The 12988-nt window shown below is 66.8% G+C and carries 21 protein-coding genes; all 21 read left to right on the forward strand.

Features of this window, described 5'->3' with window-relative positions:
• The first annotated feature begins 290 nt into the window (after positions 1–290).
• The 21 genes from rpsL to rplF all read left to right on the forward strand — a co-directional run bounded on the left by rpsL (position 291) and on the right by rplF (position 12988).
• The gene (gene rpsL / locus ISP_RS03455; RefSeq protein ID WP_003102113.1) at positions 291–665 is read left to right on the forward strand and encodes a 30S ribosomal protein S12; all 375 of its coding nucleotides are present in this window, start codon (positions 291–293) and stop codon (positions 663–665) included.
• Positions 665–1135, forward strand: a complete 471-nt coding sequence (rpsG, locus tag ISP_RS03460) for a 30S ribosomal protein S7 (protein ID WP_003102106.1) — start codon at positions 665–667, stop codon at positions 1133–1135. Before rpsL ends, rpsG begins: the two co-directional genes overlap by 1 nt.
• Positions 1136–1198: 63 nt before the next feature.
• Positions 1199–3298 (forward strand): elongation factor G, encoded by a 2100-nt coding sequence (fusA, locus tag ISP_RS03465; RefSeq protein WP_013222602.1) that lies wholly within the window; start codon positions 1199–1201, stop codon positions 3296–3298.
• Positions 3299–3430: 132 nt separating this feature from the next.
• Positions 3431–4624, forward strand: a complete 1194-nt coding sequence (gene tuf / locus ISP_RS03470; RefSeq protein ID WP_013222603.1) for an elongation factor Tu — start codon at positions 3431–3433, stop codon at positions 4622–4624.
• A 393-nt stretch (positions 4625–5017) separates the two neighbouring features.
• Complete coding sequence (rpsJ, locus tag ISP_RS03475) at positions 5018–5323, forward strand: 30S ribosomal protein S10 (RefSeq protein WP_003102098.1); 306 nt, start codon at positions 5018–5020, stop codon at positions 5321–5323.
• Positions 5324–5357: 34 nt separating this feature from the next.
• Positions 5358–6014, forward strand: coding sequence for a 50S ribosomal protein L3 (gene rplC, locus ISP_RS03480; RefSeq protein ID WP_013222604.1), 657 nt, complete (start codon positions 5358–5360; stop codon positions 6012–6014).
• Entirely contained in the window at positions 6011–6700 is a 690-nt protein-coding gene (rplD, locus tag ISP_RS03485) for a 50S ribosomal protein L4 (RefSeq protein WP_013222605.1), read from the forward strand. Before rplC ends, rplD begins: the two co-directional genes overlap by 4 nt.
• Entirely contained in the window at positions 6697–7008 is a 312-nt protein-coding gene (gene rplW, locus ISP_RS03490) for a 50S ribosomal protein L23 (protein WP_003102087.1), read from the forward strand. Before rplD ends, rplW begins: the two co-directional genes overlap by 4 nt.
• A gap of 15 nt (positions 7009–7023) precedes the next feature.
• Entirely contained in the window at positions 7024–7860 is an 837-nt protein-coding gene (gene rplB / locus ISP_RS03495; protein WP_003102084.1) for a 50S ribosomal protein L2, read from the forward strand.
• Positions 7861–7878: 18 nt separating this feature from the next.
• Positions 7879–8160: a 30S ribosomal protein S19 gene (gene rpsS, locus ISP_RS03500; protein WP_003102083.1), complete on the forward strand. Its 282-nt coding sequence runs from the start codon at positions 7879–7881 to the stop codon at positions 8158–8160.
• A 31-nt stretch (positions 8161–8191) separates the two neighbouring features.
• The gene (gene rplV / locus ISP_RS03505) at positions 8192–8611 is read left to right on the forward strand and encodes a 50S ribosomal protein L22 (protein WP_013222606.1); all 420 of its coding nucleotides are present in this window, start codon (positions 8192–8194) and stop codon (positions 8609–8611) included.
• Positions 8611–9450 carry a 30S ribosomal protein S3 gene (gene rpsC, locus ISP_RS03510; protein ID WP_013222607.1) on the forward strand — a complete coding sequence of 280 codons (840 nt, stop codon included), beginning with the start codon at positions 8611–8613 and terminating at the stop codon, positions 9448–9450. The genes rplV and rpsC overlap by 1 nt, the downstream gene beginning before the upstream one ends.
• A 3-nt stretch (positions 9451–9453) precedes the next feature.
• Positions 9454–9873, forward strand: a complete 420-nt coding sequence (gene rplP, locus ISP_RS03515) for a 50S ribosomal protein L16 (protein WP_004558864.1) — start codon at positions 9454–9456, stop codon at positions 9871–9873.
• Complete coding sequence (gene rpmC / locus ISP_RS03520) at positions 9873–10121, forward strand: 50S ribosomal protein L29 (RefSeq protein ID WP_013222608.1); 249 nt, start codon at positions 9873–9875, stop codon at positions 10119–10121. Before rplP ends, rpmC begins: the two co-directional genes overlap by 1 nt.
• Positions 10118–10396, forward strand: coding sequence for a 30S ribosomal protein S17 (rpsQ, locus tag ISP_RS03525; RefSeq protein WP_013222609.1), 279 nt, complete (start codon positions 10118–10120; stop codon positions 10394–10396). Before rpmC ends, rpsQ begins: the two co-directional genes overlap by 4 nt.
• Before the next feature lie 110 nt (positions 10397–10506).
• Complete coding sequence (rplN, locus tag ISP_RS03530; RefSeq protein WP_004558867.1) at positions 10507–10875, forward strand: 50S ribosomal protein L14; 369 nt, start codon at positions 10507–10509, stop codon at positions 10873–10875.
• A complete protein-coding gene (rplX, locus tag ISP_RS03535) occupies positions 10875–11189 on the forward strand; it encodes a 50S ribosomal protein L24 (RefSeq protein ID WP_013222610.1) in 315 nt (104 codons plus the stop codon). The genes rplN and rplX overlap by 1 nt, the downstream gene beginning before the upstream one ends.
• Positions 11189–11752 (forward strand): 50S ribosomal protein L5, encoded by a 564-nt coding sequence (gene rplE / locus ISP_RS03540; RefSeq protein ID WP_013222611.1) that lies wholly within the window; start codon positions 11189–11191, stop codon positions 11750–11752. Before rplX ends, rplE begins: the two co-directional genes overlap by 1 nt.
• A 4-nt stretch (positions 11753–11756) precedes the next feature.
• Positions 11757–11942 carry a type Z 30S ribosomal protein S14 gene (locus ISP_RS03545; RefSeq protein WP_004558870.1) on the forward strand — a complete coding sequence of 62 codons (186 nt, stop codon included), beginning with the start codon at positions 11757–11759 and terminating at the stop codon, positions 11940–11942.
• 91 nt (positions 11943–12033) lie between these two features.
• Positions 12034–12432 carry a 30S ribosomal protein S8 gene (gene rpsH / locus ISP_RS03550; RefSeq protein ID WP_004558871.1) on the forward strand — a complete coding sequence of 133 codons (399 nt, stop codon included), beginning with the start codon at positions 12034–12036 and terminating at the stop codon, positions 12430–12432.
• 16 nt (positions 12433–12448) lie between these two features.
• On the forward strand, positions 12449–12988 hold the full coding sequence (gene rplF, locus ISP_RS03555) for a 50S ribosomal protein L6 (protein WP_013222612.1): 540 nt from the start codon (positions 12449–12451) through the stop codon (positions 12986–12988).

The raw sequence follows: 12988 nt of genomic DNA on the forward strand, positions 1-12988 counted from the left end.
CGTTGAGAGGTACGCTGGAGGTTCGCCGACCTACAGACCCCCCGCCGCGTTCCTCCCGGACCCGGGCGGGTATCTTTGGAGACCGTGCCCGGCATGCGTCGGGCCGCTCCGCGTGCCGTGCGCATGGACGGGGTGCTCAGGCACCCGGTCACCGGCTTCGGCAGGTCGGGGTTCCGACGGAAATCCCTCCGGGAAGTTACCGGTCGCGAGACCGTGACGCGGGCCGACACGCCCGACCGCGGGGGCCGGTGAAGACACGAAGAAGCAGATCACGACAGGAAGCTGGTCCATTGCCCACGATCCAGCAGCTGGTCCGCAAGGGCCGCCAGGACAAGGCTGCCAAGCAGAAGACCGCGGCCCTCAAGGGGAGCCCGCAGCGGCGTGGCGTGTGCACTCGCGTGTACACCACGACCCCCAAGAAGCCGAACTCGGCGCTTCGCAAGGTCGCGCGTGTGAAGCTGACCAGCGGCATCGAGGTCACCGCCTACATCCCCGGTGAGGGCCACAACCTGCAGGAGCACTCGATGGTGCTCGTGCGTGGTGGTCGTGTGAAGGACCTTCCGGGTGTCCGTTACAAGATCATCCGCGGTTCGCTCGACACGCAGGGTGTCAAGAACCGCAAGCAGGCGCGCAGCCGGTACGGCGCGAAGAAGGAGAAGAGCTAATGCCCCGCAAGGGTCCGGCCCCGAAGCGGCCGCTGATCTCCGACCCCGTCTACGCCTCCCCGCTGGTCACCCAGCTGGTGAACAAGGTGCTGAAGGACGGGAAGCGGTCCCTGGCCGAGCGCATCGTGTACGGCGCGCTCGAAGGCGCTCGCGAGAAGACCGGCACCGACCCGGTCGTCACGCTGAAGCGCGCCCTCGACAACGTGAAGCCCACCATCGAGGTGAAGAGCCGCCGTGTCGGTGGTGCCACCTACCAGGTGCCGATCGAGGTCAAGCCGGGCCGCTCCACGACGCTGGCGCTGCGCTGGCTGGTCTCCTTCTCGCAGGCTCGCCGCGAGAAGACGATGATCGAGCGCCTGCAGAACGAGCTCCTGGACGCTTCCAACGGCCTCGGTGCCTCCGTGAAGCGTCGCGAGGACACGCACAAGATGGCCGAGTCCAACCGGGCCTTCGCGCACTACCGCTGGTGATGACCGCCCGGCTGTCGACCAAGCCATGCCGGGCCCCAAGCTTGAGAACAGGGGAACACTCTCGTGGCACGTGAAGTGCTGACCGACCTGAACAAGGTCCGCAACATCGGCATCATGGCCCACATCGACGCCGGCAAGACGACCACCACCGAGCGGATCCTGTTCTACACCGGGGTCAACTACAAGATCGGTGAAGTCCACGACGGCGCCGCCACCATGGACTGGATGGAGGAGGAGCAGAAGCGGGGTATCACCATCACCTCGGCTGCCACCACCACCTTCTGGGACGACCACCAGATCAACATCATCGACACCCCGGGCCACGTCGACTTCACCGTCGAGGTGGAGCGCAACCTCCGGGTGCTCGACGGTGCGGTCGCCGTCTTCGACGGCAAGGAAGGCGTCGAGCCGCAGTCCGAGCAGGTCTGGCGGCAGGCGGACAAGTACGACGTCCCGCGCATCTGCTTCGTCAACAAGATGGACAAGCTGGGCGCGGACTTCTACTACACCGTGAAGACCATCGTGGACCGCCTCGGCGTGCGCCCGCTGGTCATCCAGCTGCCGATCGGCGCCGAGAACGACTTCGAAGGCGTCGTCGACCTGGTCCGCATGAAGGCGCTGACCTGGCGCGGCGAGGTCCAGAAGGGCGAGGACTACTCGGTCGAGGACATCCCCGCCGAGCTGGCCGAGAAGGCCGCGGAGTACCGCGAGAAGCTCGTCGAGACCGTCGCCGAGGCGGACGACGCGCTGATGGAGAAGTTCCTCGAGGGTGAGGAGCTGACGGAGGCCGAGATCAAGGCCGGCATCCGGAAGCTCACCATCACCAGCCAGGTCTTCCCGGTGCTGGCCGGTTCCGCGTTCAAGAACAAGGGCGTGCAGCCCATGCTCGACGCGGTCATCGACTACCTGCCGACCCCGCTGGACGTCCCGGCCGTCGAGGGCCTGCTGCCCGACGGCGAGACCGTGGCTTCCCGCAAGGCGTCGGTCGACGAGCCGTTCGCCGCGCTCGCGTTCAAGATCGCCGCGCACCCGTTCTTCGGCAAGCTGACCTACATCCGGGTGTACTCGGGCAAGGTCGCCGCCGGCGCGCAGGTCATCAACGCGACCAAGGAGCGCAAGGAGCGCATCGGGAAGATCTTCCAGATGCACTCCAACAAGGAGAACCCGGTCGACGACGCCCAGGTCGGCCACATCTACGCGGTCATCGGGCTGAAGGACACCACCACGGGTGACACCCTGGCGGATCCGCAGAACCCGATCGTGCTGGAGTCGATGACGTTCCCCGAGCCGGTCATCCGGGTCGCGATCGAACCGAAGACGAAGGCCGACCAGGAGAAGCTGTCCCTGGCGATCCAGAAGCTGGCCGAAGAGGACCCGACGTTCCAGGTCAAGCTGGACGAGGACACCGGCCAGACGATCATCGCGGGCATGGGCGAGCTGCACCTCGAGGTGCTGGTGAACCGGATGAAGTCCGACTACAAGGTCGAGGCGAACATCGGCAAGCCGCAGGTCGCCTACCGTGAGACGATCAAGAAGACGGTCGACAAGCTCGACTACGTCCACAAGAAGCAGACCGGTGGTTCCGGCCAGTTCGCGAAGGTCATCGTGAAGCTGGAGCCGCTCGAGCGCACCGACGGCGCGCTCTACGAGTTCGACAACAAGGTGACCGGTGGTCGCGTGCCGCGGGAGTACATCCCGTCGGTGGACGCGGGCGCGCAGGACGCGATGCAGTACGGCGTCCTGGCCGGCTACCCGCTCGTCGGGTTGAAGTTCACCCTGTTGGACGGTGCTTACCACGAGGTCGACTCTTCGGAGATGGCGTTCAAGATCGCCGGTTCCATGGCGATGAAGGAAGCCGCGAAGAAGGCCGGCCCGGTGATCCTGGAGCCGATGATGGCGGTCGAGGTGACCACGCCCGAGGACTACATGGGTGACGTCATCGGTGACCTCAACTCCCGTCGTGGTCAGATCCAGGCCATGGAGGAGCGGGCGGGCACTCGCGTCGTGAAGGCGCTGGTCCCGCTGTCGGAGATGTTCGGCTACGTCGGCGACCTGCGGTCCCGCACCCAGGGCCGGGCGAACTACTCCATGGTGTTCGACTCCTACGCCGAGGTTCCCGCGAACGTCGCGAAGGAAATCATCGCGAAGGCGACGGGGGAGTAACTCTCCCCCCAGCGCTCGCGGGCATTAAGGGACTCTCCTGAACGTCCGCAGCACCGACGAAGGAACAATCGTGGGGCGGCAGCCACGCCGCCCCACGAGCACAAAGCGAAATCAGTCCAGGAGGACATTCCAGTGGCGAAGGCGAAATTCGAGCGGACCAAGCCGCACGTCAACATCGGCACCATCGGTCACGTTGACCACGGCAAGACGACTCTGACCGCGGCGATCACCAAGGTGCTGCACGACAAGTACCCGGAGCTGAACGAGTCGCGGGCGTTCGACCAGATCGACAACGCGCCGGAAGAGAAGCAGCGCGGCATCACGATCAACATCTCGCACGTCGAGTACCAGACCGAGAAGCGTCACTACGCGCACGTCGACGCCCCCGGTCACGCGGACTACATCAAGAACATGATCACCGGTGCCGCCCAGATGGACGGCGCGATCCTGGTCGTGGCCGCCACCGACGGCCCGATGCCGCAGACCCGTGAGCACGTGCTGCTCGCCCGCCAGGTCGGCGTGCCCTACATCGTGGTCGCGCTGAACAAGGCCGACATGGTCGACGACGAGGAGATCCTCGAGCTCGTCGAGCTGGAGGTCCGCGAGCTGCTGTCCTCGCAGGAGTTCCCGGGCGACGACGCGCCGGTCGTGCGCGTTTCCGGCCTGAAGGCCCTCGAGGGCGACGAGAAGTGGTCCGAGGCCGTTCTCGAGCTGATGAGCGCCGTCGACAACAACGTGCCGGACCCGGTGCGCGAGCTCGACAAGCCGTTCCTGATGCCGATCGAGGACGTCTTCACCATCACCGGTCGTGGCACCGTGGTGACCGGTCGCGTCGAGCGCGGCCAGATCAACGTCAACGAAGAGGTCGAGATCGTGGGTATCCGCGAGAAGTCGACCAAGACCACCGTCACCGGTGTCGAGATGTTCCGCAAGCTGCTCGACTCGGGCCAGGCGGGCGACAACGTCGGCCTGCTGGTCCGCGGCATCAAGCGCGAGGACGTCGAGCGCGGTCAGGTCGTCGTGAAGCCGGGCACCACCACCCCGCACACCGACTTCGAGGGCCGGGTCTACATCCTGTCGAAGGACGAGGGTGGCCGTCACACCCCGTTCTTCAACAACTACCGCCCGCAGTTCTACTTCCGCACCACCGACGTGACCGGCGTCGTGACCCTCCCCGAGGGCACCGAGATGGTCATGCCGGGCGACAACACCGACATCACGGTCGCGCTGATCCAGCCGGTCGCGATGGACGAGGGTCTGCGCTTCGCCATCCGCGAGGGTGGCCGGACCGTCGGCGCGGGCCAGGTTACCAAGATCATCAAGTGATTCAGGCGCCCCACCGGGGGCAATACACCCCCGGGTTCGGGGCGTCAAATCACGTGTGCGACACTATTCAGGTTGCTCGTCCTGGGGCGGCCGATCCCTTCGGGGATCCGGCCGCTCCGGTGCGAGTGGCCACGGTCCGCGGAGCTCTTTCCTTCGGGTGAGGCGAGCGGGCAAGGGCGGTGAGACGGTCAGCCGGCTCATAGCCTCCTCACGTTGAGGAAGACCAGGCAAGACGACGATCCCGCGGGATCCGTCTGTGCGTCGGGCGCGACACGCCCGACCGCGTGGACCGGGGACAGGGCCGTTGAACTGCGGAAACCCAGGCTCAGGGTGGCAACACCCAGCGGGGTTTGTGAGATAGCGGCACGAGACGACAAGGAACGAGCAGCCACCATGGCGGGACAGAAGATCCGCATCCGGCTCAAGGCCTACGACCACGAGGCGATCGACACCTCGGCGCGCAAGATCGTGGAGACGGTCACGCGCACCGGCGCCCGTGTTGTCGGGCCGGTGCCGCTGCCCACCGAGAAGAACGTTTACTGCGTCATCCGCTCGCCGCACAAGTACAAGGACTCGCGCGAGCACTTCGAGATGCGCACGCACAAGCGTCTGATCGACATCCTCGACCCGACGCCGAAGACGGTCGACGCGCTCATGCGCATCGACCTGCCGGCGAGCGTCGACGTCAACATCCAGTAGTAGCGGCGGGCGAGCGGCGGAGAGTAAGAGACTCATGTCTGACAGGCAGATGAAGGGCATCCTGGGCACCAAGCTCGGCATGACCCAGGTCTTCGACGAACAGAACCGGGTTGTCCCGGTCACCGTCGTGAAGGCCGGTCCGAACGTGGTCACCCAGGTTCGGACCCAGGACAAGGACGGCTACACGGCCGTGCAGCTGGCGTTCGGCGCGGTCGACCCGCGCAAGGTGAACAAGCCGCGCACCGGCCACTTCGACAAGGCGGGCGTGACGCCGCGCCGGTTCCTCGCCGAGCTGCGCACCACCGACGCCGAGACCTACGAGGTCGGCCAGGAGATCACCGCCGAGGTGTTCGCCGCCGGTGTCGAGGTCGACGTGACCGGGACCAGCAAGGGCAAGGGCTACGCGGGCGTCATGAAGCGCCACGGCTTCAAGGGCCAGGGCGCGAGCCACGGTGCCCAGGCCGTGCACCGCAAGCCGGGTTCCATCGGTGGCTGTGCCACCCCCGGCCGCGTCTTCAAGGGCCTGCGCATGGCGGGCCGGATGGGCAACGACCGGGTCACCACGCAGAACCTGACCGTGCACGCCGTGCGTGCCGACGACGGCCTGCTGCTGATCAAGGGCGCCGTGCCCGGTCCCAAGGGCGGCGTGCTGTTCGTTCGCAGCGCCGCGAAGGGTGGTAACTCCGAATGACAAGCGTCGAGCTGAAGACCCCGGCCGGTAAAGCCGACGGCACCGTGGACCTCCCCGAGGAGATCTTCGACGTGCAGGCCAATGTCGCGCTGATGCACCAGGTCGTGGTGGCCCAGCAGGCCGCCGCGCGCCAGGGCACGCACGACACGAAGACCCGTGGCGAAGTTCGCGGTGGCGGCAAGAAGCCGTACCGGCAGAAGGGCACCGGCCGTGCCCGCCAGGGTTCGACCCGCGCGCCGCAGTTCGCCGGCGGTGGCGTCGTCCACGGCCCCACGCCGCGTGACTACTCGCAGCGCACCCCGAAGAAGATGAAGGCCGCCGCCCTGCGTGGCGCTCTCTCCGACCGGGCCCGCGCCGGCCAGCTGCACGTCGTCACCGAGCTGGTGACCGGTGAGAAGCCGAACACCAAGGTCGCCAAGGCCGCCCTCGCCGCGGTCACGCTGGCGAAGCGCGTGCTCGTGGTGCTGCACCGGGACGACGAGCTGAGCTGGGTTTCCCTGCGGAACCTGCCCGAGGTGCACATCCTCTGGGCCGACCAGCTCAACACCTACGACGTGCTGGTCAACGACGACGTCGTGTTCACCAAGGCCGCGTACGACGCGTTCGTCGCCGGCCCCGTCCGCGGTAAGACCGTCAAGGCTTCCGCGCGGTCGGGCGAGGTCACGGAAGGGAGTGACGAGAAGTGAGTTCGGTCGCCATTCCGGACCCCCGCGACATCCTGCTCGCGCCGGTCATCTCCGAGAAGTCCTACGGGCTGCTCGAGGACCACAAGTACACGTTCATCGTCCGCCCGGACGCCAACAAGACCCAGATCAAGATCGCGGTCGAGAAGGTGTTCGGCGTCAAGGTGGTCAGCGTCAACACGGCCAACCGCCAGGGCAAGCGGAAGCGGACTCGCGCAGGCTTCGGCAAGCGCAAGGACACCAAGCGCGCCATCGTGACTCTTTCGCCCGAGAGCAAGGCGATCGAGATCTTCGGCGGACCCACCGCGTAAAGGACTGAGCTGACAATGGGCATCCGCAAGTACAAGCCGACGACCCCGGGTCGTCGCGGTTCGAGCGTCTCGGACTTCGCCGAGATCACCCGCTCCACTCCGGAGAAGTCGCTGCTTCGTCCGCTGAGCGGTTCGGGCGGTCGCAACTCGTCCGGCAAGATCACCACCCGGCACAAGGGTGGCGGCCACAAGCGCGCTTACCGCGTCATCGACTTCCGTCGCAATGACAAGGACGGCATCCCCGCCAAGGTGGCGCACATCGAGTACGACCCCAACCGGTCCGCTCGCATCGCGCTGCTGCACTACGCCGACGGCGAGAAGCGCTACATCATCGCGCCGGAGAAGCTGAAGCAGGGCGACACCGTCGAGAACGGCCCCCGGGCCGACATCAAGCCGGGCAACAACCTGCCGCTGCGCAACATCCCGGTCGGCACCGTGATCCACGCGATCGAGCTCCGCCCCGGTGGCGGCGCGAAGATGGCGCGGTCCGCCGGCGCGAAGGTGCAGCTCGTCGCCAAGGACGGTCCGTACGCCCAGCTGCGTCTCCCCTCGGGTGAGATCCGCAACGTGGACGTGCGCAACCGCGCCACGGTCGGCGAGGTCGGCAACTCCGAGCACGCCAACATCAACTGGGGCAAGGCCGGCCGCAACCGCTGGCGCGGCAAGCGCCCCACGGTCCGTGGTGTCGTCATGAACCCGGTCGACCACCCGCACGGTGGTGGTGAGGGTAAGACCTCCGGTGGTCGCCACCCGGTCAACCCGAACGGTAAGCCCGAGGGCCGCACGCGTCGCCGCAAGGCGTCCGACGCCCTCATCGTCCGCCGCCGGCGTACCGGCAAGAACAAGCGCTGAGCAGGGAGGTAGAACCAAATGCCACGTAGCCTCAAAAAGGGCCCGTTCGTGGACGACCACCTGCTCAAGAAGGTGGACGCGCTGAACGAATCGGGCAAGAAGACCGTGATCAAGACTTGGTCGCGGCGTTCCACGATCATCCCGGATTTCCTGGGGCACACGATCGCGGTGCACGACGGCCGCAAGCACGTCCCGGTGTTCGTCACCGAGGCGATGGTGGGTCACAAGCTGGGCGAGTTCGCCCCGACGCGGACCTTCAAGGGCCACATCAAGGACGACCGCAAGTCGCGCCGCCGCTGAGCGGGCACGATAAGAGACAAGGGAAGTAGCGATGAACGCCCAGAACGACGCGACGACCGAGGCTGAACTGCCTACGGCGTACGCGCGGGCTCGCTTCGTCCGGGACTCGCCCACCAAGGTGCGCCGGGTGATCGAGCTCATCAAGGGACGTAGCGCCGCCGACGCCTTGGCCGTGCTCCGGTTCGCCCCGCAGGCGGCCAGCGAGCCGGTCGCGAAGGTGCTCGCCAGCGCCGTGGCCAACGCCGAGAACAACCTTCAGCTGGACCCGGAGACGCTCTGGGTCAAGAACGCGTACGCCGACGAGGGCCCCACCCTCAAGCGCATCCGCCCGCGGGCCCAGGGCCGCGCGTACCGGATCCGCAAGCGGACCAGCCACATCACCGTCGAGGTGGAGTCGCGTCCGGCCGTCGCGCAGAAGGCTCAGAGCAAGAAGAAGGCAGGTGGCCGGTAGTGGGCCAGAAGATCAACCCGCACGGTTTCCGCCTGGGTATCACCACGGACTGGAAGTCGCGCTGGTACGCCGACAAGCAGTACGCCGAGTACGTGGCCGAGGACGTCAAGATCCGCAAGCTCCTCGCCACGGGCATGGAGCGCGCCGGGATCTCCAAGGTCGAGATCGAGCGCACCCGTGACCGCGTCCGCGTGGACATCCACACCGCCCGGCCGGGCATCGTCATCGGCCGCCGCGGCGCGGAGGCCGACCGGATCCGCGGCGCGCTGGAGAAGCTGACCAAGAAGCAGGTCCAGCTGAACATCCTCGAGGTCAAGAACCCCGAGGCCGACGCCCAGCTGGTCGCCCAGGCGGTCGCGGAGCAGCTCTCCAACCGGGTGGCGTTCCGCCGCGCGATGCGGAAGGCGATCCAGACCTCCATGCGCTCGCCGCAGGTCAAGGGCATCCGCGTGCAGTGCGGCGGTCGTCTCGGCGGTGCCGAGATGTCCCGCTCCGAGCACTACCGCGATGGCCGCGTCCCGCTGCACACGCTGCGCGCCGACATCGACTACGGCTTCTTCGAGGCCAAGACGACGTTCGGTCGCATCGGCGTCAAGGTGTGGATCTACAAGGGTGAGCTCGTCGGTGGCCTGAAGGCCCGCGAAGCCCGCGACGCCGCCGAGCGCGCGCCGCGCGGTGGTCGCGACCGTGACCGCAGCGACCGGCCGTCCCGTCCGCGTCGTTCCGGCGCCTCGGGCACGACCGCCACCTCGACCGAAGCCGGTCGCGCCGCCGCTGCGGCCACGACCGAGGCCCCGGCGGCTCCGGCCACCGAGACCGCAGAAAAGACGGAGGGCTGAGACGTGCTCATCCCGCGCAGGGTCAAGCACCGGAAGCAGCACTCCCCGAAGCGCCACGGCGCCGCCAAGGGTGGCACGAAGGTCAGCTTCGGCGAGTACGGCATCCAGGCGCTTGAGCACAGCTACGTGACGAACCGGCAGATCGAGTCCGCTCGTATCGCCATGACCCGTCACATCAAGCGTGGTGGCAAGGTGTGGACGACGATCTACCCGGACCGCCCGCTGACCAAGAAGCCGGCCGAGACCCGGATGGGTTCCGGTAAGGGTTCGCCCGAGTGGTGGATCGCCAACGTGAAGCCGGGTCGCGTGATGTTCGAGATCTCGTTCCCGAACGAGGAGACGGCTCGCGAGGCGCTGCGCCGCGCGATCCACAAGCTGCCCATGAAGTGCCGCATCGTGACCCGTGAAGGTGGTGAGTTCTGATGGCTAACGCAGGTGCCGCACAGGCATCGGAGCTGCGTGAGCTCACCGCGGAAGAGCTCGTCCTGCGTCTGAAGGAATACAAGGAGGAGCTGTTCAACCTCCGCTTCCAGATGGCGACCGGGCAGCTCGACAACAACCGCCGTCTGCGCACCGTCCGCACGGACATCGCGCGGATCTACACGGTCATGCGCGAGCGCGAACTCGGCCTGTCCGTTGCCCCCGACGCCGAGAGTGAAGGTGCCGCATGAGCGAGCCCACCACCGAGACGCCGGCCCGGAACGACCGTAAGGTCCGCGAGGGCTACGTCGTCTCGGACAAGATGAACAAGACGATCGTGGTCGAGCTTGAGGACCGCAAGAAGCACCCCCGTTACTCGAAGGTCGTCCGCTCCACCACCAAGGTGAAGGTGCACGACGAGAACAACGAGGCGGGCGTGGGCGACCGGGTCACCCTGATGGAGACCCGCCCGCTGTCGGCGACGAAGCGGTGGCGCCTGGTGCAGATCGTGGAGAAGGCCAAGTAAGCAGGGCTCTCATCGAGAGTCTTTAGTTCCGCAAGGCTCGCCACTGTGAGGCTCACAAACCGTGAAACCTCACAAGCGGGCGAGAACCGGCGCGACATACAGGAGTTGACGTGATCCAGCAGGAGTCGCGGCTTCGGGTAGCCGACAACACGGGTGCGAAGGAAATCCTCTGCATCCGCGTTCTCGGTGGCTCCGGGCGGCGCTACGCCGGCATCGGCGACATCATCGTCGCCACCGTGAAGGACGCCATCCCGGCTGCCGGGGTGAAGAAGGGCGACGTCGTCAAGGCCGTCATCGTCCGCACGGTCAAGGAGCGCCGTCGTCCGGACGGTTCCTACATCCGGTTCGACGAGAACGCCGCCGTGCTCATCAAGAACGACAACGAGCCCCGCGGCACCCGCATCTTCGGCCCGGTGGGCCGTGAGCTGCGCGACCGAAAGTTCATGAAGATCATTTCGCTCGCGCCGGAGGTGCTGTGATGAAGGTGAAGAAGGGCGACACGGTCGTCGTCATCGCCGGCAAGGACAAGGGCGCCAAGGGCAAGGTCATCCAGGCTTACCCGGAGCGCGAGCGCGTGCTGGTCGAGGGCGTGAACCGGATCAAGAAGCACACGCGGATCAGCCAGACCCAGCGCGGCGCGCAGTCCGGCGGCATCGTCACGCAGGAGGCGCCCATCCACGTCTCGAACGTGATGGTCGTCGACTCGGACGGCAAGCCGGCCCGGGTGGGTTACCGCATCGGCGAGGACGGCAAGAAGGTCCGGATCTCGCGCCGGAACGGTAAGGACATCTGATGACCACCGCAGAGAAGACCTCGCCGCGCCTCAAGGTGCGCTACCGCGAGGAAATCAAGGGCCAGCTGCAGGCTGAGTTCTCCTTCGCCAACGTCCACCAGATCCCGGGCGTGACGAAGGTCGTCGTGAACATGGGCGTCGGCGACGCCGCCCGCGACAGCAAGCTGATCGAGGGCGCGGTCAAGGACCTCGCGCTGATCACCGGCCAGAAGCCGGAAGTCCGGAAGGCCCGCAAGTCCATCGCGCAGTTCAAGCTGCGTGAAGGCCAGCCGATCGGTGCGCGCGTCACGCTGCGCGGCGACCGCATGTGGGAGTTCCTCGACCGGCTGCTGACCATCGCGCTGCCGCGTATCCGCGACTTCCGCGGGCTTTCGCCGAAGCAGTTCGACGGCCACGGCAACTACACCTTCGGTCTCAACGAGCAGTCGATGTTCCACGAGATCGACCCCGACTCCATCGACCGCCCGCGCGGCATGGACGTCACCGTCGTCACGACCGCCACGAACGACGACGAGGGCCGGGCGCTGCTGCGCAAGCTCGGCTTCCCGTTCAAGGAGAACTGAGCCGATGGCCAAGAAAGCACTGGTCCACAAGGCCGCGAAGAAGCCGAAGTTCGCCGTGCGCGCCTACACCCGCTGCCAGCGGTGCGGCCGCCCGCACGCCGTGTTCCGCAAGTTCGGGCTCTGCCGGATCTGCCTTCGCGAGATGGCGCACGCGGGCGAGCTGCCCGGCGTCCGCAAGTCCAGCTGGTAAGAGCTTCTTTCTTAACTCCCACTTCGCCACAGGCCCCGCCGCCCGTGCACCGGGCGGCGGGGAACCAGGCGAGAAAGGTTGACAGGTCACCATGACGATGACCGACCCCATCGCAGACTTCTTGACGCGTCTGCGCAACGCGAACTCGGCGTACCACGACGAGGTCAAGCTCCCGCACTCGAAGCTCAAGGCGAACATCGCCGAGATCCTCAAGCGCGAGGGCTACATCGCGGGTTACCACGACGAGCCGGGCGAGAAGCACAAGAACCTCGTCGTCGAGCTCAAGTACGGCCCCAACCGTGAGCGGAGCATCGCCGGCCTGCGGCGCGTCTCCAAGCCCGGTCTGCGGGTCTACGCAAAATCGACCGAACTGCCGTCCGTGCTCGGCGGCCTGGGCATCGCGATCATCTCGACGTCCGGTGGCCTGCAGACGGACCGGCAGGCCAAGCGCAACAGCGTGGGCGGCGAAGTCCTCGCCTACGTCTGGTAAGGGAAGGGGAACAGGCATGTCACGCATCGGAAAGCTGCCGGTCGCCGTCCCTTCCGGGGTCGAGGTGACCATCGACGGTCAGCAGATCAAGGTCAAGGGGCCCAAGGGCACCCTCGAGCACACCGTCGCCGAGCCGATCACCGTCGAGCGCGACGAGGACGGCACGCTGCTGGTCAAGCGCCCGGATGACGAGCGCACCAGCAAGGCGCTGCACGGACTCACCCGCACGCTGGTGAACAACCTCGTCGTCGGCGTCACCGCCGGCTACGAGAAGAAGATGGAAATCCACGGCGTGGGTTACCGCGTGCAGGCCAAGGGTTCGGACCTCGAGTTCGCCCTCGGTTACTCGCACCCGGTCAAGATCGAGGCCCCGGAGGGCATCACCTTCAAGGTGGAGACCCCCACCCGGTTCTCGGTCTCGGGCATCGACAAGCAGAAGGTCGGCCAGATCTCGGCCGTCATCCGCAAGCTGCGGCGCCCGGACCCGTACAAGGGCAAGGGCCTGCGCTACGAGGGTGAGAAGATCCGCCGCAAGGTCGGAAAGACGGGTAAGTGA

The organism is Amycolatopsis mediterranei (assembly GCF_026017845.1).
GTDB classification, from domain to species: domain Bacteria; phylum Actinomycetota; class Actinomycetes; order Mycobacteriales; family Pseudonocardiaceae; genus Amycolatopsis; species Amycolatopsis mediterranei.

What these genes read in the sequence shown, in the direction of transcription:
- rpsG (WP_003102106.1), top strand. Translation starts at nt 665, where the DNA reads ATGCCCCGCAAGGGTCCGGCCCCGAAGCGGCCGCTGATCTCCGACCCC.
- rpsJ (WP_003102098.1), top strand. Translation starts at nt 5,018, where the DNA reads ATGGCGGGACAGAAGATCCGCATCCGGCTCAAGGCCTACGACCACGAG.
- rplC (WP_013222604.1), top strand. Translation starts at nt 5,358, where the DNA reads ATGTCTGACAGGCAGATGAAGGGCATCCTGGGCACCAAGCTCGGCATG.
- rplD (WP_013222605.1), top strand. Translation starts at nt 6,011, where the DNA reads ATGACAAGCGTCGAGCTGAAGACCCCGGCCGGTAAAGCCGACGGCACC.
- rplB (WP_003102084.1), top strand. Translation starts at nt 7,024, where the DNA reads ATGGGCATCCGCAAGTACAAGCCGACGACCCCGGGTCGTCGCGGTTCG.
- rpsS (WP_003102083.1), top strand. Translation starts at nt 7,879, where the DNA reads ATGCCACGTAGCCTCAAAAAGGGCCCGTTCGTGGACGACCACCTGCTC.
- rplV (WP_013222606.1), top strand. Translation starts at nt 8,192, where the DNA reads ATGAACGCCCAGAACGACGCGACGACCGAGGCTGAACTGCCTACGGCG.
- rpmC (WP_013222608.1), top strand. Translation starts at nt 9,873, where the DNA reads ATGGCTAACGCAGGTGCCGCACAGGCATCGGAGCTGCGTGAGCTCACC.
- rpsQ (WP_013222609.1), top strand. Translation starts at nt 10,118, where the DNA reads ATGAGCGAGCCCACCACCGAGACGCCGGCCCGGAACGACCGTAAGGTC.
- rplX (WP_013222610.1), top strand. Translation starts at nt 10,875, where the DNA reads ATGAAGGTGAAGAAGGGCGACACGGTCGTCGTCATCGCCGGCAAGGAC.
- rplE (WP_013222611.1), top strand. Translation starts at nt 11,189, where the DNA reads ATGACCACCGCAGAGAAGACCTCGCCGCGCCTCAAGGTGCGCTACCGC.
- ISP_RS03545 (WP_004558870.1), top strand. Translation starts at nt 11,757, where the DNA reads ATGGCCAAGAAAGCACTGGTCCACAAGGCCGCGAAGAAGCCGAAGTTC.
- rpsH (WP_004558871.1), top strand. Translation starts at nt 12,034, where the DNA reads ATGACGATGACCGACCCCATCGCAGACTTCTTGACGCGTCTGCGCAAC.
- rplF (WP_013222612.1), top strand. Translation starts at nt 12,449, where the DNA reads ATGTCACGCATCGGAAAGCTGCCGGTCGCCGTCCCTTCCGGGGTCGAG.